The organism is Collinsella aerofaciens ATCC 25986 (assembly GCF_964237925.1).
GTDB classification, from domain to species: domain Bacteria; phylum Actinomycetota; class Coriobacteriia; order Coriobacteriales; family Coriobacteriaceae; genus Collinsella; species Collinsella aerofaciens_BJ.
The window spans coordinates 117,728-134,592 of the sequence record NZ_CAXSKI010000007.1 but is presented as its reverse complement, the minus strand read 5'-3'; the positions used below and the strand labels follow the sequence as shown (position 1 = coordinate 134,592).

At 60.2% G+C, this 16,865-nt stretch carries 13 protein-coding genes; 6 read left to right on the top strand and 7 right to left on the bottom strand.

Features of this window, described 5'->3' with window-relative positions; translation table 11 throughout:
• Window positions 1-105: 105 nt before the first annotated feature.
• From queA to ACESWY_RS05035, 3 genes are all read right to left on the bottom strand, one after another.
• Window positions 106-1,317, bottom strand: a complete 1,212-nt coding sequence (queA, locus tag ACESWY_RS05045) for a tRNA preQ1(34) S-adenosylmethionine ribosyltransferase-isomerase QueA (RefSeq protein WP_138375229.1) — start codon at window positions 1,315-1,317, stop codon at window positions 106-108.
• Window positions 1,318-1,387: 70 nt separating this feature from the next.
• Window positions 1,388-1,963, bottom strand: a complete 576-nt coding sequence (locus ACESWY_RS05040; RefSeq protein ID WP_138375223.1) for an epoxyqueuosine reductase QueH — start codon at window positions 1,961-1,963, stop codon at window positions 1,388-1,390.
• A gap of 10 nt (window positions 1,964-1,973) precedes the next feature.
• On the bottom strand, window positions 1,974-2,540 hold the full coding sequence (locus tag ACESWY_RS05035; protein WP_138375224.1) for a DUF3267 domain-containing protein: 567 nt from the start codon (window positions 2,538-2,540) through the stop codon (window positions 1,974-1,976).
• A 132-nt stretch (window positions 2,541-2,672) separates the two neighbouring features.
• Between ACESWY_RS05035 and ACESWY_RS05030 the strand changes: the two genes are divergently transcribed.
• A complete protein-coding gene (locus ACESWY_RS05030) occupies window positions 2,673-4,823 on the top strand; it encodes a class I tRNA ligase family protein (protein WP_373093098.1) in 2,151 nt (716 codons plus the stop codon).
• Between the two features lie 157 nt (window positions 4,824-4,980).
• Window positions 4,981-6,084 carry an RsmB/NOP family class I SAM-dependent RNA methyltransferase gene (locus ACESWY_RS05025; RefSeq protein WP_138112892.1) on the top strand — a complete coding sequence of 368 codons (1,104 nt, stop codon included), beginning with the start codon at window positions 4,981-4,983 and terminating at the stop codon, window positions 6,082-6,084.
• Between the two features lie 24 nt (window positions 6,085-6,108).
• Here ACESWY_RS05025 and ACESWY_RS05020 read toward each other — a convergent pair whose 3' ends face one another.
• Complete coding sequence (locus ACESWY_RS05020; protein ID WP_006235403.1) at window positions 6,109-6,279, bottom strand: hypothetical protein; 171 nt, start codon at window positions 6,277-6,279, stop codon at window positions 6,109-6,111.
• 191 nt (window positions 6,280-6,470) lie between these two features.
• On the opposite strand from ACESWY_RS05020, the gene ACESWY_RS05015 reads away from it, so the two are divergent.
• On the top strand, window positions 6,471-7,562 hold the full coding sequence (locus ACESWY_RS05015) for a beta/alpha barrel domain-containing protein (RefSeq protein WP_152068286.1): 1,092 nt from the start codon (window positions 6,471-6,473) through the stop codon (window positions 7,560-7,562).
• 81 nt (window positions 7,563-7,643) lie between these two features.
• Here ACESWY_RS05015 and ACESWY_RS05010 read toward each other — a convergent pair whose 3' ends face one another.
• The gene (locus ACESWY_RS05010) at window positions 7,644-8,534 is read right to left on the bottom strand and encodes a DegV family protein (protein WP_195625250.1); all 891 of its coding nucleotides are present in this window, start codon (window positions 8,532-8,534) and stop codon (window positions 7,644-7,646) included.
• Between the two features lie 320 nt (window positions 8,535-8,854).
• Between ACESWY_RS05010 and ACESWY_RS05005 the strand changes: the two genes are divergently transcribed.
• The 3 genes from ACESWY_RS05005 (at window position 8,855) to ACESWY_RS04995 (ending at window position 11,872) form a co-directional block, all read left to right on the top strand.
• The gene (locus ACESWY_RS05005) at window positions 8,855-10,771 is read left to right on the top strand and encodes a fructose-1,6-bisphosphatase (protein WP_238022431.1); all 1,917 of its coding nucleotides are present in this window, start codon (window positions 8,855-8,857) and stop codon (window positions 10,769-10,771) included.
• Between the two features lie 78 nt (window positions 10,772-10,849).
• Complete coding sequence (locus ACESWY_RS05000) at window positions 10,850-11,245, top strand: GtrA family protein (protein WP_022095122.1); 396 nt, start codon at window positions 10,850-10,852, stop codon at window positions 11,243-11,245.
• A gap of 219 nt (window positions 11,246-11,464) precedes the next feature.
• Window positions 11,465-11,872 carry a GtrA family protein gene (locus ACESWY_RS04995; RefSeq protein ID WP_022095123.1) on the top strand — a complete coding sequence of 136 codons (408 nt, stop codon included), beginning with the start codon at window positions 11,465-11,467 and terminating at the stop codon, window positions 11,870-11,872.
• A gap of 160 nt (window positions 11,873-12,032) precedes the next feature.
• Here ACESWY_RS04995 and ACESWY_RS04990 read toward each other — a convergent pair whose 3' ends face one another.
• Together ACESWY_RS04990 and ACESWY_RS04985 are read right to left on the bottom strand one after the other, a co-directional pair.
• A complete protein-coding gene (locus ACESWY_RS04990; RefSeq protein WP_238022430.1) occupies window positions 12,033-12,935 on the bottom strand; it encodes a DUF4430 domain-containing protein in 903 nt (300 codons plus the stop codon).
• 9 nt (window positions 12,936-12,944) lie between these two features.
• On the bottom strand, window positions 12,945-16,730 hold the full coding sequence (locus ACESWY_RS04985; protein WP_373093099.1) for a DUF4430 domain-containing protein: 3,786 nt from the start codon (window positions 16,728-16,730) through the stop codon (window positions 12,945-12,947).
• Window positions 16,731-16,865: the final 135 nt, after the last annotated feature.

Below are 16,865 nucleotides of genomic sequence, written 5' to 3'. Positions count from 1 at the left end.
GAAAGGGCGCTGACCTTCTGGTCGCGCCCTTGAAGTTGAACGTCAGATTGTCCAAATGCGGCCCGCGCAGCGTCGAGTAGTTACGCGGTTCGTAGAACCGCGTAACTAACAAATGAGCATCGCGTCGCCAAAGCTGAAGAAGCGATAACGTTCTTCGATGGCAGCGGCGTAGGCATCCATGATCTGGTCGCGGGTGGCAAGCGCGCTCACGAGCATCATGAGCGTGGAGCGCGGCACATGGAAGTTCGTGATCAGCGCGTCGACCACGTGATAGGTCGAGCCGGGCATGAGGTAAAGCTGCGTCGTGGCGTTCTCGCGCACCACGATGTCACCGCGGCCAAGCGTATCGGCCCCGTCCTCGCGGCCTTCAAAATAGCGCGCCGTCACGGCCGGATCGGACACCGGCGCGTCCGTGTCAAACGCGCTCTCGAGCGAGCGCACCGCGGTAGTGCCGACGGCGATCACACGATGACCCTCGGCCTTGGCCTTATGCACGGCGTCGACAACCTCCTGCGACACGTGGTAGCGCTCGGTGTGCATGACGTGCTGCGTGGGGTCGTCCTCCTCCACCAAGCGGAAGGTATCGATGCCCACCTCGAGCTCGACGGCGGCAAACTTGGCACCCTTGGCCTCGATAGCGGCCATGAGCTCAGGAGTAAAATGCAGGCCCGCCGTGGGAGCGGCAGCCGAGTGCTCCTCCTTCATGGCGTACACGGTCTGATATTTCTCGGGATCGCCCTCGTAATCGGTAATGTAGGGCGGCAGCGGCACGTGACCGGCAGCATGGATGGCCTCGTCAAGCGTGCGCGGCTCGCCGGCGGCATTGCAACCGGCCGGCTCAAAACGCACCAGGCGGCCGCCGCGACTATCGGTGACAAAGTCGACGACCTCGGCCGTCAGCACCACGGGAGCCCCCTCGGGCGCATGAGCGCCACCGGCGCGATACTCAATCTGAGCACCGGGCTTCAGGCGCTTACCCGGCTTGACCAAGCACTCCCAAACATGGCCCAGCGGGTCAACATCCTCGCGGCGCTTGAGCAGCAACGTCTCGACCACGCCGCCCGAGCCCGTCTTGCGACCGATAAGACGGGCCGGCATCACGCGCGTCTGGTTGATGACGAGCACGTCGCCCGGCTCGATATAGTCGATGATGTCACGGAAGATGCGGTGCTCGACGGTGCCGCCATGCCCTAACGGCGTTCCTGTCTCGGAGCCTTTGCGATCAACCACCAGCAGGCGGCAGGAGTCGCGCGGCTCGGCAGGCGCCTGGGCGATGAGCTCTTCGGGCAGGTTATAGTCAAAATCATCGGTACGCATAGACACGTCGGATTCTCCTTATATAGCTAAAGTCCGCTCTACATCCTAGCAGGCTGACGTCCCAAGTGAACTACTTTTTGGCGGCTTTGCGCTCGTCGCGGATGCGGGCGCGGTCCATGGCCGCCTCGACGGCCGAGAAACGGCAGCCGCAGTAGTTCTGCCGATACATGCCCAGCTCGCGCGAACGACGTGTCGCCTCGGGGTAATACGTGCGAAAATCGCGAATCACCGGAGTGAGACCGCGGGCAGCAGCCAGACGCTCCAACACATCATTGCAGGTTTCGAACAACTGGTACGGCGAGACGGCGAGCGTCGTGCCCACAAACTCAAACCCGCGCTCCTGGGCCACACGGCACGCCTCGGCCAGACGCAGGGCATAGCATGAGCGACAGCGACGGGCTCGATCGGCGCCCAGCGGGGCCACGCCGGCCTCCCAGCGCTCCCGGTCCTCCCCCGCCTCGATAAGCTCGATGTCGCCATCGGCACACCACCGGCGCAGCTCGTCCAAACGCCGCTGCCATTCATCGTGCGGCTGAATATTGGGGTTTGTCCAGCAGATTGTGGGCTCAAACCCTTCCTCGCGCAGCAGGCGGACCGGCTCAAGAGAGCACGGCGCACAGCACGCATGCAGCAACAACGGCTTCATCGACATCTCCTCACCCGAAAAAGCGCACGCCAAAGGACGTATCCTCGCAGGCGACAATGCGGCGGTCGCGCAAAATGGTCCGCACGTAATACCAGTCGCCCACACAGCCCGACAAATGCAAGCCGGCCGCCAGGTAGCACAGCAGCGGATAGCCCGAAAACGCAAACCCCAGGGCAAGCGCCGCCGTCACAACAACCGTCGGCGCCAGGCAAACCGCCATGTACCGCCGGCGCGAATACACAACGCCCTCGGCGCAGGCATAGATCATCGCCGTCTCGCGATTCGCCCCAAAGGTCACCTTCGCGCCCGCAGGCGCCAGCAGCTTAAAAAACACACCGTGCACCAGCTCGTGCACGGCGAACGACGCCATTGAGATCGCAGCCAAGCCGACTATCCAGCCCACGACAGCCATCCAGCCGCCCGCGTCAGCCGCATCCAAGTCTGCAGGCCCACCCAGCAACATAAACACCGGCACCAAGCACACGGCAAACACGCCGACTACGACCATCCCCCACACAAAGCAAGCGTGCAGAAAATCCTCGTCTTCAAACGCATGTATGTTGGAAATCTCATTCATAGCATCTTAGGATAGCGCCCCTGCCACGTACCCGTCCGCATGTGCGATAATGTCGAACGATATGCACGAATTGACCACCGCGTCGCCAGGCCTTGCGCCCGGCCGCGCTCTCACCATATGCGAAGGAGTCCCATGGCATCCAAATACTCCATGAACGACCGTCCCAGCTGGCCTCGCCGCGCCATCGTTACCGCCGGCGAGCCCTACGGCAACAAGGGCCTTCACTTTGGCCACGTCGGCGGCGTCTTTGTCCCTGCCGACTTCTTCGCCCGCTTCCTGCGCGACCGTCTGGGCCGCGAGAACGTCATCTTCACCTCGGGCACCGACTGCTACGGCTCGCCCATCATGGAGAGCTACCGCAAGCTCAAGGAGAACGAGGGCTACGACAAGTCCATTAACGAGTACGTCGAGTCCAATCACTCCCGCCAGGCCGCGACCCTCAACAACTACAACATCAGCTGCGATATCTACGGCGGCTCGGGCCTTGAGCCGGCTGCGCAGATTCACAACGAAGTGACCGCCGAGATTATCGAGCGCCTGCATGAGCAGGGCACCATCTCCAAGCGCTCCACGCTGCAGTTCTACGACGCCAAGGCCGGCACGTTCCTCAACGGCCGCCAAGTGATCGGCCGCTGCCCCATCCAGGGCTGCAAGTCCGAGAAGGCTTATGCCGACGAGTGCGACCTGGGTCACCAGTTTGAGCCCGAGGAGCTCATCGCACCCAAGAGCCAGCTCACCGGCGAGGTGCCCGAGCTGCGCCCGGTCGACAACCTCTACTTCGACCTGCCGGCCTACCTCGACTTTATGAAGACCTACACCGCCAAGCTCGCCCAGAACCCGCAGGTTCGTTCCGTGGTCTCCAAGACCATGGAGGAGTGGCTGCTGCCGGCCCAGCTCTATATCCAAAACAAGTTCCGCGAGGCCTTCGATGCCGTCGAGGACCAGCTGCCCGAGCACACCGTGCTGGAGCCCGAGGGAAACAAGAGCAGCTTTACCGTCACCTTCCCCAGCTGGAAGGAGCGCGACGACGCCCATGCGGTGCTCGCCAACGGCGGCGTGCGCTTCCGCAGCGGCAAAGCGCTCGTGCCTTTCCGCATCACCGGCAACATCGACTGGGGCGTTCCGGTGCCCCAGGTCGGCGGCGTTTCCGACGTCACCTGCTGGTGCTGGCCAGAGAGCCTGTGGGCGCCCATCAGCTATACGCGTACCGTGCTCGCGCGCGATGCCAAGGCCGCCGGCGTGACCGAGGGCGTCGCCGCCCAGGATGCCGCCCTCATGGGCGAGCCCGCTGCCGACTCCACACAGGTGCCCGCGCCCACCTACCAGCACAGCTCGCTCGACTGGCGCGACTGGTGGTGCTCGGACGACGCACAGATCTACCAGTTTATCGGTCAGGACAACATCTACTTCTACTGCATCGCGCAGACCGCCATGTGGGAGGCCCTGGGCTGGGACCTCACGCAGAGCACCGTCAGCGCCTGCTACCACCTGCTCTACATGGGCAAAAAGGCCAGCTCGTCCTCGCAGACGCCTCCCCCGCCGGCAGACGACCTACTCAACCACTACACCTGCGAGCAGATGCGCGCGCACTGGCTGTCGCTCGGCCTGTCCGAAAAGCCGGTGAGCTTTAGCCCCAAGGCATACGACACGCGTGTGACCGGCAAGGACAAGGACGGCAACGAGGTGCGCGCCTGCGACGACAAGCGCGTTATCGATCCGGCCCTTAAGGAGAGCGCCCTTTTGACCGGCGTATTCAACCGTCTGGCCCGCAGCTGCTTCTACGGCGTCGCCGTCAAGGAAGGCGACGAGAGCCCCTATCGCAACGGCTGCATCCCCGCCGGTGCCGCCTCTGCCGCCGTGGTCGAGGCTGCCGAGCAGGCAGCTCTTGCCTTTGAGCAGGCCATGTACAAGTTCGAGACGCACCGCGCGCTTGCCGTGTGCGACGACTACCTGCGCGCCGCCAACAAGCGCTGGAGCGACGCCTCCAAGGCCGCCAACAAGCTCGAGGGCGACGAAGCAAACGCAGCGATGACGCAGGCCCTGGTTGATGCCTTTACCGAGCTGCGCGTGGCGACCGTCCTGATGCACGGTATCGTCCCGGCCGGCTGCGAACTCATCTGCGAGTACTTCGACGTCGATCCGGTCGCCTTCTTTAGCTGGGATAACATCTTTGCCTCCACGGACGAGTTCGTAGAGAGCCTGGGCGAGAAGCCCGGCGACCACCGCGTGAAGCCGCTGCCCCCGCGCTTCGACTTCTTCAGCAAGCACGAGAGCCAGTACTAAAGCACGCTAGTAGCAACGCGCCCGGGAATGATTATTCTGGGACGGGGATTAAAAAATCATTCCCGGGCGCCACAGTACAGTCTTTTTGTGACGGGAGTCATGGAATGATTATTTAATCCCCGTCCCAGAATAATCATTTAGGTGGAAGGAAAGACGGATGTCCAAGCAGCGTCGTCGTAAGCAGAAAAAGCAGGTTAAGCCCGAGCTCAAGCTCAGGCAGTTTGCCGCTACCGAGCTTTCCGACCAGCTTGCCGCCCTTCCCTGCGCCGCCGACCTGCCGCGCTTTATGGTCGACACGGTCGCCGGCGCCTATGCGCCCGCCGATGCCGAGCTCATGATCGAGGGCTTCGGCGCCGCGGCCACACGCCCGGTCACGCTGCGCGCCAACACGCTCAAGGCGACCGCCGAGGACATCGCTGCGGCGCTCGGTGCCGCCGGCATCGCCCACAACCCCGTCGCTTGGTATCCGGACGCCTTTATCCTGCCCGAGGCCCAGGTTTCCGACCTATGGGACCTCGACATCTACCGCGACGGCAAGATCTACCTACAGAGCCTGTCGTCCATGATGCCGCCTTTGGTGTTGGGCGCCCAGGCAGGCGAGGACATCCTGGACATGTGCGCAGCCCCTGGCGGCAAGACGACGCAGATCGCCGCCCTCACCCAGGGCCAGGCACACCTCACGGCCTGCGAGATGAGCATTCCCCGCGCCGAAAAGCTTGAGTCCAACCTCCACCGCCAAGGTGCCAAAAACGTGCCCGTCATGCGCATCGACGCACGCGAGCTCGACGAGTTCTTCCGCTTTGACCGCATCCTGCTCGACGCTCCCTGCACCGGCACGGGCACCGTCATCAGTGGCAACGAGAAAAGCCTGCGCGGCCTCACCGAGCAGCTGCTCGTCAAGTGCGCCCGCTCGCAGCGCGCGCTTCTGGACCGCGCCATGGGAGCCCTCAAACCGGGCGGCACGCTCGTCTATTCCACCTGTTCGATCATGCCGCAGGAAAACGAGGACGCCCTGCAAGAGGCCCTCGACAAGCACATGGATTGCGAGCTTATCCCCCTCGACGGCACACCGAGCGAAAGTGAAGCGCGTCGCGCCCAGGATGCCGGCGAGGAGCCGCATATCGAGTGCAACGCCCTCACCGAGGCCATCGCCGCCGGCCATGTCTCGGCCATCGCCAACGGTATGCCCGGCACGCTGACCATTCCGCCTAGCCGCGATTTTGAGGGCTTCTACATTGCCCTGATCCGAAAACGCAGCTAGCGCACGGATCAAAAACTCAACAAGCTATCTCTGTGCGCGTTTGCCCTGCTGGTCGCGATGCTGTTTAAGCATCGCGCGCTCCTTGCGTTCGGCCCTTTTGCCCTTAATGGCCGTGACCACAAAGTAGATGACCGCGGCGGCAACGATTGCGCCCACGCACAGGCCAATCGAGCCAAACATTGCTGTCAATTCCATACCGCGTCACCTCTCTTTTAAACGGGACTTTCAAGATAGCACCTCGATCCTCGCCACCACAGCTCCTTCACGTTCTCCCGCCCTTCGGTCTAACGGATGGTGCGGCGGGGAAAAATCAACTCGTCAAACGATTTAGCATTCGCAATTCCGGCTGCATCGCGCCGGCCACCATCGCATAGAATCGAGCCTCCATGGATACCCTCAACGACCTAAACGAACGCGTCGACGCCTTTGTCGGCACCAGCTCCTTCGACACGCCTGCCGCGGCAAACGACCAAGCTCCCATCGATGTACCCGCCGAGGTTCACAAGGACATCGTCGCCTCGGTCGATTTCTCCGAGGTCGAGCTCGCAGACGAGTTCACCGAGCCCCAGGTAGCCGTGACCCCCAACGGACTGCTCCCCATGGAGCCCCTGCCCATCGACGGACGTCTGCGCAAGGCTGCTCTTCGCATGCCCGACGAGATCGAGGAGGCCAGCGGCTTCACGCTCTTCGGCCGCCGCATCAAGTCGCTCATTTACACCACCGATGTCGCGGTTATCCGCAACTCCAACGCCGATGCCGTTTTTGCGGTCTACCCTTTCACGCCGCAGCCCGCCATTACGCAAGCGCTGCTGACCGTCGCCGAGTGCCCGGTCTTTGTAGGCGTGGGCGGCGGAACTACGACCGGTAAGCGCTCCGTGCAGATGGCAGCCGTCTCCGAGATGCAGGGCGCGGCGGGCTGCGTGGTCAACTCCCCCGCCACTGCCGAGATGGTCGAGCACATCACCAACATCGCCGACATCCCCGTCATCGCCACGGTCGTTCGCTGCGACGACGATGCTCACGCCAAGGTGCGCGCCGGAGCCAAGATTCTCAACATCGCCGCCGGCAAGAACACGCCCCAGGTCCTACGCGAGCTGCGCGAGCACTATCCCAACCTGCCGCTCATCGCACCGGGCGGCAAGACGCCCGAGAGCATCCGTGAAACCATCGCCGCCGGAGCCAACGCCATCATCTGGACGCCGCCTTCGGCCCAGCAGCTACAGACCGACATGATGCAGCGTTATCGCAAGATGAAGGAAGACGCCACACCTGTCATCTCGCGCGACGATGTGCCCATTATCGACCAGGTCGCCGCCGCCGAGGTCAGCCAAGTCGAGAACATGAATCCCGACGTGCCGATTCCCGACGAAGTCATCGAGCGCGTCGCTTCGATCCACGAGCGCGTCGAGGAGCATCGCGCCAATCGCGGCCTCAAGCCATCACTGCACGGCTTCTTCTTCCGCGGAAAGAAACGCTAGCCGCAACAGCAAGGCCCGCCCCACAAACGTGAGGCGGGCCGTTTTCGCTTGAACAAACATGCAGCGACGTGATGGGGCAAATTAATCCACGCGCTTGTCGCCCATAAAGAAGAGCGCCACCGTACCAGGTCCGGTATGCGAGCCAATCAGAGTACCGATGTCATTGATCTCAATCTTGCCTTTAAGCTGCGGAACCTGTTCCTCAATCAGCGCCGCAACTGCCTCGGCATCCTCGCGGCACGCCGAGTGCGACATGATGCACTTACCCGAATAATCCGCACCGTCCTGCACGTGTGCCATCATGGTCTTAGCCATCTCGGAAATCGCGCGCTTCTTAGTGCGAATCTTCTCACGTGGCGACAGCTTGCCGTCGCAATCGACCGTCATAAGCGGGCAAATCTTAAGCGCCGTGCCGATGATCGCGCTCGCAGCCGAAATGCGACCGCCTCGTAGGTAGCTCGACAGATCGGTCGAGAAGAACCAGTGGTGCAGGTTGAGTTTGTGCTCCTCGATCCAGGCAGCCGTCTCGTCGAGTGAAGCCCCGCTATCGCGCACGTCGGCGGCATATTCCAGCAACAGGCCAAAGCCCGAAGACGCCGCCAGCGAATCGATGACGCGCACCTTGCCGCCCTCGGGATAGCGATCCGCAAGCATCTGCGCCGCGACGCAGGCCGATCCATACGTGCCCGAAATACCCGACGACAACGTCAGGTGCAGCACGTCTTTACCCTCGGCAACAAACGGCTCCCAAAACTCCTCGTACTCACCCACGCTCACCTGAGACGTCTTGGGCATGGCGCCCGCGGCAATCTGGGCAAAAAACTTGTCCGGCGTAATCGACTGATACAGATCGTCCGTATAGACAACATCGTCGATCTCGTAATGAAAATACGCGACAGGAATATTGCGCGAGTCAAAGAACTCCCGAGTTCGGTCGGCGGCAGATTCACAGGTCAGGACAAAATCACTCATATGAGGCTCCTTACGTATTGCTGCGCAAATTATCGCACAGTGAGCCTACATACGGTACATATGTCCACTATTTACCAAATCGAACCAAAAATAGCGAACATCTTTACCACCATCGTCTCCACCGACCCCACGCATAAATATCTGAGAAAACACCCTCTGTCGTCTCCACTCAACCGCCATATCTACCTCAACTAAATCGATTTACCAAACCGTTCAGCCGACAATTCAGCCGCTGGCGCAAAATCGAAACAAAAGCGGCGCATACTGATAAACGTTTGACGCCGTTTATCAGTTTTACCAGCCCCATCGGAAGGTGTTTCATGGTCGCATTCGGTCGCAACCCGCAAGACTTCAAGTATCTGCGCCTGCTGTCGAGACAGTTCCCCACCGAACAATCCGCATTTACCGAGATTATCAACCTCTCGGCCATCCTCAACCTACCCAAGGGCACCGAGCATTTTATGAGCGACGTGCACGGCGAGTACGAAGCCTTTATGCACATCCTCAACAACTGCTCGGGCGTCGTGCGCGAGCATGTCGACGAGATTTTTGGCGACACGCTCTCCTTTGACGAAAAGGGCGAGCTGTGCACGCTCATTTACTACCCGCGCGAGAAGATTGAGCTGGTCCGCAGACAGCGCGAGGACTCGCCAACTTGGTACAAGACGATGCTTGACCAGCTCATCATGGTCGCTCGCTCGCTTTCAAGCCGCTACACGCGCTCCAAGGTGCGTAAGGCCATCCCGCGCGACTACGCCTATATCATCGACGAGTTGTTGCACACGCACCCGGACGAGAACAACTATCGCGTGCGCTATCACGAGCGCATCGTGGAGTCCATCCTGGAGACCGCCAGCGCCGACGACTTTATCGAGTCGCTCGCTTCGCTCATCAAGCGCCTGGCCGTCGACCACCTGCACCTGGTGGGCGATATCTTCGACCGTGGCGGCGGCGCTGCCAAGATTATGGACCGCCTGCTCACCTATCATTCGCTCGACATCCAGTGGGGCAACCACGACCTGCTGTGGATGGGCGCTGCGGCCGGTGAGCCTGCATGCATCGCCACGGTGCTGCGCAACAACCTGCGTTACGACAATTACGAGATCCTCGAGAACGACTACGGCATCTCGCTGCGTGAGCTTGTCGCCTTCGCAGACGCCACCTATACCGCCGGTGAGTCCATCACCCCGCTGATCAAGGCCATCAACGTGCTGCTCTTTAAGCTTGAGGGCCAGATTATCCAGCGTCACCCCGAGTTCGACATGACCGACCGCCTGCTGCTCGACAAGATTGACCACGACACCGGCACGGTCACGCTCGCCGATGGCAGCGTGTGGCCGCTCACGACCAACGACTTCCCTACCGTCGACCCGGCAGACCCCTATACGCTCACGCCCCAGGAGCAGCACATCATCGACAAGCTCGTGTCCGAGTTTGTCACCGCCGATCACCTGCATCGCCATATCGATTTCCTCTATTCCCACGGCTCGATGTACAAGGTCGCCAACGGCAACCTGCTCTTCCACGGCTGCGTTCCGCTCAACGAAGACGGCACCTTTAGCAGCATGAACTGTCTGGGCACCTGGCACGCCGGGCGCGATTATCTCGATTTTTGCGACCACATCGCCCGCCGCGCCTGGCGCGTGGGCGACCGCGACGCCCTCGACTGGATGTGGTACCTGTGGATTGGCTTTAACTCACCCGCCAGCGGACGCCTGGTGCGTACCTTTGAGCGCGCCTATATCGCCGATAAGAGCACCTGGGTCGAGCCGATGGACCCGTACTTTACGCTTACCAAGTCGCCCTCGGTCTGCGATGACATCATGCGCGAGTTTGGCGTCGCGGCCATGGCATGCTCGCCGACCGGCCACATCATCAACGGCCACACGCCCGTTAAAACCACCAAGGGTGAGCAGCCCATCCGCGCCGAGGGCAAGCTACTGGTCATCGATGGCGGCTTCTGCCGCGCTTACCATCCCAAGACGGGTATCGCCGGCTATACGCTCATCTCGAGCTCGCGCGGCTGCCGCCTCAAGTCGCACCGGGCCTTTACGACGGTTGCCGAGGCACTCACGCGCAACGTGGACATCGAGAGCGAGACCAACCGTTTTGACCAAGCAGACCGTCGCCGCATGGTGAGCGACACCGATACTGGCGCCAAGATTCGCAGCCAGATCCAGGACCTGCGCCAGCTGCTCGATGCATATAGAAACGGTGCTATCGAGGAGCGCGCCTAGCACCACCCGCGGGGATTGGCTAAACTTGCTAAGTTTGTCATCCCCGCGGCGCTTCGGCGCCAGCTTAAGGCAGGTACCATGCAAAAGCTCCTTGCGCAGATTATGAAATTTGGCGTCGTCGGTGTCATTGCCACGGTTATCGACTTTGGCATTATGAATCTGCTCCACTACGGTCTGGGCCTCAACATCCTAATCGCCAACACCAGCGGCTTTATCATCTCACTCATCTTTAACTACCTCGCAAGCATGAAATACGTGTTTGCGCACAAGGAAGGCATGAGCCGCCGCCGCGAGTTCATCATCTTTGTCGTGCTGTCCGTGATCGGTTTGGTGCTCAACGATGGCATCGTGCTGGCGCTCAACGCCGGCCTGGGACTCGAGGCCAATATCGCCAAGATCTGTGCCACCGCGCTTGTCATGGTCTACAACTTTGTGACCCGAAAAATCTTCCTGGAGGGCGACGAGACAAAATAGCTCGAAACCCCTGTAGCATTACGGCGCCCACGGACGACGCGCACTCAGCGCAGTATCGTCCGTGGGTGTCGCTCGTTTACGGGCAAATTTTCAACGTTTGCGGATTAGCTCTTGAAAATTTGGCGAGTTCATATAGTTCTTGGCAAAGACCTTACGTTTCCCTTGTAAAAGCTCTAAAGTATCCTCTGCTCGATTCATCAACGCATTGGATGTGATTACGTGCGCAAGGCGCTGGCACAACCTCATACCAAGCAGTTCCTCAAGTTTGCCGTCGTGGGTCTTATCTCCTTTGGCATCGACTGGGGCATGCTCATTGCGCTCGTCGAGCTGTTCCACCTCGACTTTTTGATGAGCACCACGGTTTCGTTTATCACGTCCGTCGTGGTCAACTACTGGCTCAGCATGAAGTACGTGTTCGACCACCGCGAAGGCATGAGCCGCAAGCGCGAGTTCACGATCTTCACCATCCTGTCGGTGATCGGCCTGGGCCTCAACGACCTGTACATGTTTGTGGGCGTCACGTTTTTGAGCATCGGCTACCAGGCCATGAAGGCCATCGCCACATTCCTCGTCACCTGGTACAACTACTTCAGCCGCCGCTTCTTCCTCGAGGGCGCACGGTCGTAGTCGATTCACTATTTGCTTGAATGTATAACCGGTTGGAATTCCCGTTCCAACCGGTTTTTTTGTTTGCCGAGAGACCCGGCGATCCAGTCCCATTCGCATGAAAAACGGGCGGCTCGGATGTTGGTCCGAACCGCCCGTCTGGCGCGCTATGTCGAGGCCTCTAGTCTGTAACGTAATACCAGACTACGTTGTCGCCGTTTGAGAGAACGTAGTTACTACAGGCCGTCATGGGCGTTGTGCCGTTGACGGAATACATCCAGCCGCTCGTGCCGCCGTACTGTTTCTCGGCCAAACCACCAATCGCAGAAACATACGTGCCGTACGATGAGCCGTGTGCGTTGACAGAAAGGCCCAGCGCGCACAGGGCATCGTAAACGGTAGCGCCTTCGTTAAAGGTAAAGGTGCCGCCAGAGGACACAGGATTGCCCACAGCGCTCGATGTGACCGAAACCGTCACCGTAACGTAGCTGGACTCCTGTGAGCCGCCCTGTCCGCCCGAGGGAGCACTTCCGCCATAGGAGCTGGAGGCTCCATCAGACGACTGACCGCCTCCCGAAGAAGCACCGCCAGACACATTGGAAGTATCACCGGCTCCCGTATTTTGGGCAGCGGATTTATCGCCAGACTTCTTGCCGCCCCGGTCCTCGGACTTCTTGCTATCCGAGTTTTTGTCCGATTCCTTGTTTGAAGACTCGGAATCGTCCTTGGCGTCGTTCGAACCCTTGGGCTCGTCTTTTGCATCATTCGAAGATTTGGAATCCTTGGAACTAGCCTCGCCCGAAGCGGCAGACGAGCCAGACCCCTTGGTGTCCTTGGCGACGACGCTCTCCCCCGTCACGGTCTGAACGATCCAGTCAATGGACCAGGCGCCGCTCTCGGAAGGATGAACGAAGCCCAGCGAGACGACGATCAGAATGGTGCACGCGGCAGCAAGAACGCCAAGGAGCGCCTTGCGACGAGAGGCGGACGCCGCCAAAGCGGCGCCCTGTTGCTTTGCATCGTCGAACTGAATGAACGAGGAATCTGGTTGCTTGGGGTCAGCGTCCTTGGATTTATTGGACACAACCCTCACCTACCGACGTTTGGTGAACACGAACACGCCGACGATGGCGAGGCCAATCACGCCGGCGGCGATGCCAACGATGGCGAGCGGATTGGTGCCAGTCTCCTGCTCGGAAGCACTAGAGGACTTCTTAGCAGTGGTCGTGGAAACAGCACCCGTATCGGACTTGGAATCGGACTTCTTGTCGGACTTGCCGTCCTTCCTGTCAGACTTCTTGTCAGACTTCTTCTCGTCCTTCTTATCGGACTTATCGGAGTCCTTCTTGCTGGACTTGTTGTCCTTGGTCTCGGTCTTGGTCGACACCGTCGTCTTGGTCACCGGCTTCTGACCCGGGGCGACAGCGCCGCCAGCCTGCTGGCCCTTCGTGCCGGAGCCGGAACCCGTGCCAGCGCCAGCACCGGAACCGTTGCCAGCGCCACCATTGCCGCCATTGGAGCCAGAACCACCATTGCCGCCAGGGTTAACGGCATTCTTGGTCCACTTGGCATACAGCGTCAGATCGGCCGTCACCGGCGTACTGAAGTCATACGCCTGCGTGCAAGCCTCATCGGTATACCAACCGCCAAAAGTGTAGCCATCGCGCGTCGGATCGGCCGGCTTGACCAGCTTGCCATCGGCCGTAGCAACAAACTTAGTGTCGCAAGCAGACCCGCCGTTGGAGTTAAAGGCAACCGTCCAAGACTCGATAGCTCCAAGTTTAAACAGCGTGCCCGAATCATTAATGTAGTAGAGATTGCCAGAAGCATCGGCAATGACCGGAGAGTCACAGTACTGGTAATGGCCAGCCGCATCATAAATCTGCGTCGCCTCTGCATCGCCGAGCGTATAGCGATACACGCCACCACCAGCAGAGTAGTTGACGTAATCCTTGCTATCCGCGCTGTTAACGGTGAAGTACACATAGGTCTTGCCGCCCTGAACACTCACCAGCGGAGTAGCAGCAATACCGTTGAGGCCAGCCGGCAGCGCCTTGCCGTCGGCAGCAGCGACCATCGTGGTCTTACCCGTCTTCAGGTTATAGAGAACCAGAGCAGAGCCAGTAGCCGTCTGTCCGCCGACAATCAGATTGTCACCAGACACCGCAGGGGCGCTCAGATTATTCGTAAGGCCCAGATCAACCGTCTTCTGTTCACTCAGCACGCCCTTCGCCGAAAGCGAAATCACATGGAGCTTTCCGTCGTGCGTCATCTGATAGAAGGTCGAACCATTGGACGGATCGGCGACACAGTCGGCGTTCGCGAGAGCGCCGAGCTTCATGGTCGAAACGACATCGCCCGTCGTCTTATCAATGCACTTAAGCGTGCCCGCGCTCGTAGGAACGATGGCATACTTGTCCGTCAAAGCCGCACCAGTCCAGTAATATCCCTCGGAGGCGTCAATGTTCTGCCAAGAGACTTCGCCCGTGGCAATCTTGATGCGCTTAAGGGAGCCGTTGCCGTAAGTCGCGTTGTAGTTCTCGTCATACGAAATATCGACCGTGCCAACATAGACGTACTCGCCGTCCGAAACGACGGTGCAGGAGTTCTGCGTCAAGTCCGTCAAACCAGGCGTCAGCCACTTGCAGATCAGCTTGTCTGCAGTAATCGCCTGGACCGCACCGCCGTTGAGCGGAACGATGATAAGGCCATTGGTATAGATCGGACGAGAGGTATAGCTCACCTTGGAGGCAAGCGGCGCAGAGGCAACCTTTTTGCCCGTGGACGAATCGATCTTAATGAGCTCGTTCTCGGTCGCGATGTACACAAAGCCGTTAGCAATGACAGGCTCGCTGCAGTTGGCATACTGCTGACCAGACTCGGCCTTCCAATCGAAGGCCCACTTAAGACCGGCGGCCTGCGCAGGCGTCTTGGCATCCGTTACGGTCGAACCGTTGCCACTGTTGCCGTAGCCGGCCCACTCGGCATCCCAATCAGGAGTCGTCGCACTCGGGTCCACGACAATCTTGTCGGGATCGGGCATGGCCGAATCGTCGGTGGTATAGGCAAGCGTAACCTTATCGCCGCTCTTGAGCGTAATCTGATTGGCGCAGAGTAAGGAGGGCTCTCCGTTGATATACAGGTGCCAATATTTATTGGTCGCAGCATCCCAGGCATACGGCTTGTGATCGAACGGCGAGTTGATGGAATTGAGGAACCAGTACTCACCACTCTGGGAGCCGTTGTACGTAACGCCCTTGGCCTTCAGGACCGTCTCAATAAGGTTCTGGGCAGTAGAGCCTTCGAGCAAAGAAACATTGCTTGCCGAGCCCCAGCGAGTATTGTTGCCGTTGACATCGGGACCGATAACATCGACAGAGCCAAGAACCTGGCCAGGAAGGGCATCGGCGTCAGCACCATACATAAAGGTGACGGCATCGCCCTCTTGGAGCTCATAGGCACCGGCGCCAACGTCGGCGAACTTGCCATTTACATAGAAGCGCCAATAGCTATTAGTCGCAGCATCCCAGCCATAGGACTTACTATCGAACGGCGAAGTAATGCCGTTGAGGAACCAGCCCCAAGACGATTCGCCAGCATCGAGAGTAAGACCGGTCTGCTCAAGGAGATCCTTGGCAGTAGAGCCCGCCTTGAGACTCGTCTGGCCCGTCGAAGCCCAAACCTGCTGCTTGCCGTCCTTGTCCTTACCAAGGACCTGAACGGAAGCATGGACGGAATCGGACGGCAACTTATCGCCCCAGCCACCGTAGAACCACGTAACGGTATCGCCAGCATGAATGGTGACATTGTCTGCCGTGTAGTCGCTCGACTTGCCGTTGATGAACAGCTGCCAATAGGTCGAATAATCTTGGGGCGTACCCAGCTCAACACCGTTGTACTTAAGGCTCAGAATGAAGGAGCCAGCAGCAACGGCGTCGATGTCATTCGCCTCAAGCGCGACCTTCGTAAGGTCAAGTGCGCTCGAACCGGACGTCACCACATACTGCGCGTTATCGACCCAAGTCTGAGTCTTGCCCTGGGCATCGCGACCAATGACGGTCACATTTGCGGCAACCTGGTCCTTAACGACAGGGGACGAGCTACCAGCCGTATAGGCAAACTCAACCTTCTGCCCCTGGGTGAGCTTAACGCTGCTCGCGCCAACCGAGGAAGACGCACCGTCGACGAACAGCTGCCAGAAGGCATAAGTCGTCGGATCGAAGGCAAGCGTACGGCCATCGCTCGGGGATGTGATGCTTTTGAGGTAGAAACCGTATGCCGTGTTCGGATCGTAGTCTGCCTTGAAGCCCGTCTTCTGCTGCAGCTTAACGAAGGCATCCGCAGCCGTCGCGCCCTCGTCGAGCTTGAGCTGCGTGGGTGCCACCCAGGTCTGAGCCTTGCCGTCGGCATCGGTGCCGATAATCGAGAACGAGACCTCGACTTGCTTCTTGGCGACATCGCCGGTTTCTGTCGGGTTCTCTGTCTGAACGGCAGCCGCGGCGGCAGATCCTGCTTGGCCAGCGGATGCCGCTGAAGACTGCTCGCTCGCGGCAGGGCTCTCCCCCGTCGCCGAGCCTTCGTCGCCAGTTGCTGCCTTTGATGCGGCGGCACTAGCTGCAGGCGCGCTCCCAGAATCCGAAACCTCGGCGCCGCTCTGCTCAGCGGCACCGCCCGCAAGCGCTGCGTCCTCGCCCGGCGTCGTAGCCTGAGCCACAGCCTCGGCAATGCCCTCGGCGCCCTCGGCCCACAGCTGAGCCGGCGTGGTGCTGAAGGCCATCGCGAAGGCCAGGAATGCCACCAGGCCGCGCTTGGCTACGCCGCGCGCAATTGCGCCACGGCGATGCGAGACGCGCTGGCGCTCGTCCTCAAACATATCCATTTGTCTCCTACTGTCTGTACTTGGAGCGTTGCCTTGAGACTGCCCCACGTCATCGCGCATGTTGCGCTCGAGTTCCCCCATCGGGGACCCCCTTCCCTCCAGAGCCCTATGCACACCGGCGGCAAAAGCCGCAGC

What these genes read in the sequence shown, in the direction of transcription:
- ACESWY_RS05040 (WP_138375223.1), bottom strand. Translation starts at nt 1,963, where the DNA reads ATGAAGCCGTTGTTGCTGCATGCGTGCTGTGCGCCGTGCTCTCTTGAG.
- ACESWY_RS04985 (WP_373093099.1), bottom strand. Translation starts at nt 16,730, where the DNA reads ATGGATATGTTTGAGGACGAGCGCCAGCGCGTCTCGCATCGCCGTGGC.
- ACESWY_RS05035 (WP_138375224.1), bottom strand. Translation starts at nt 2,540, where the DNA reads ATGAATGAGATTTCCAACATACATGCGTTTGAAGACGAGGATTTTCTG.
- ACESWY_RS05000 (WP_022095122.1), top strand. Translation starts at nt 10,850, where the DNA reads ATGCAAAAGCTCCTTGCGCAGATTATGAAATTTGGCGTCGTCGGTGTC.
- queA (WP_138375229.1), bottom strand. Translation starts at nt 1,317, where the DNA reads ATGCGTACCGATGATTTTGACTATAACCTGCCCGAAGAGCTCATCGCC.
- ACESWY_RS05025 (WP_138112892.1), top strand. Translation starts at nt 4,981, where the DNA reads ATGTCCAAGCAGCGTCGTCGTAAGCAGAAAAAGCAGGTTAAGCCCGAG.
- ACESWY_RS05020 (WP_006235403.1), bottom strand. Translation starts at nt 6,279, where the DNA reads ATGGAATTGACAGCAATGTTTGGCTCGATTGGCCTGTGCGTGGGCGCA.
- ACESWY_RS05010 (WP_195625250.1), bottom strand. Translation starts at nt 8,534, where the DNA reads ATGAGTGATTTTGTCCTGACCTGTGAATCTGCCGCCGACCGAACTCGG.
- ACESWY_RS05005 (WP_238022431.1), top strand. Translation starts at nt 8,855, where the DNA reads ATGGTCGCATTCGGTCGCAACCCGCAAGACTTCAAGTATCTGCGCCTG.
- ACESWY_RS05030 (WP_373093098.1), top strand. Translation starts at nt 2,673, where the DNA reads ATGGCATCCAAATACTCCATGAACGACCGTCCCAGCTGGCCTCGCCGC.
- ACESWY_RS05015 (WP_152068286.1), top strand. Translation starts at nt 6,471, where the DNA reads ATGGATACCCTCAACGACCTAAACGAACGCGTCGACGCCTTTGTCGGC.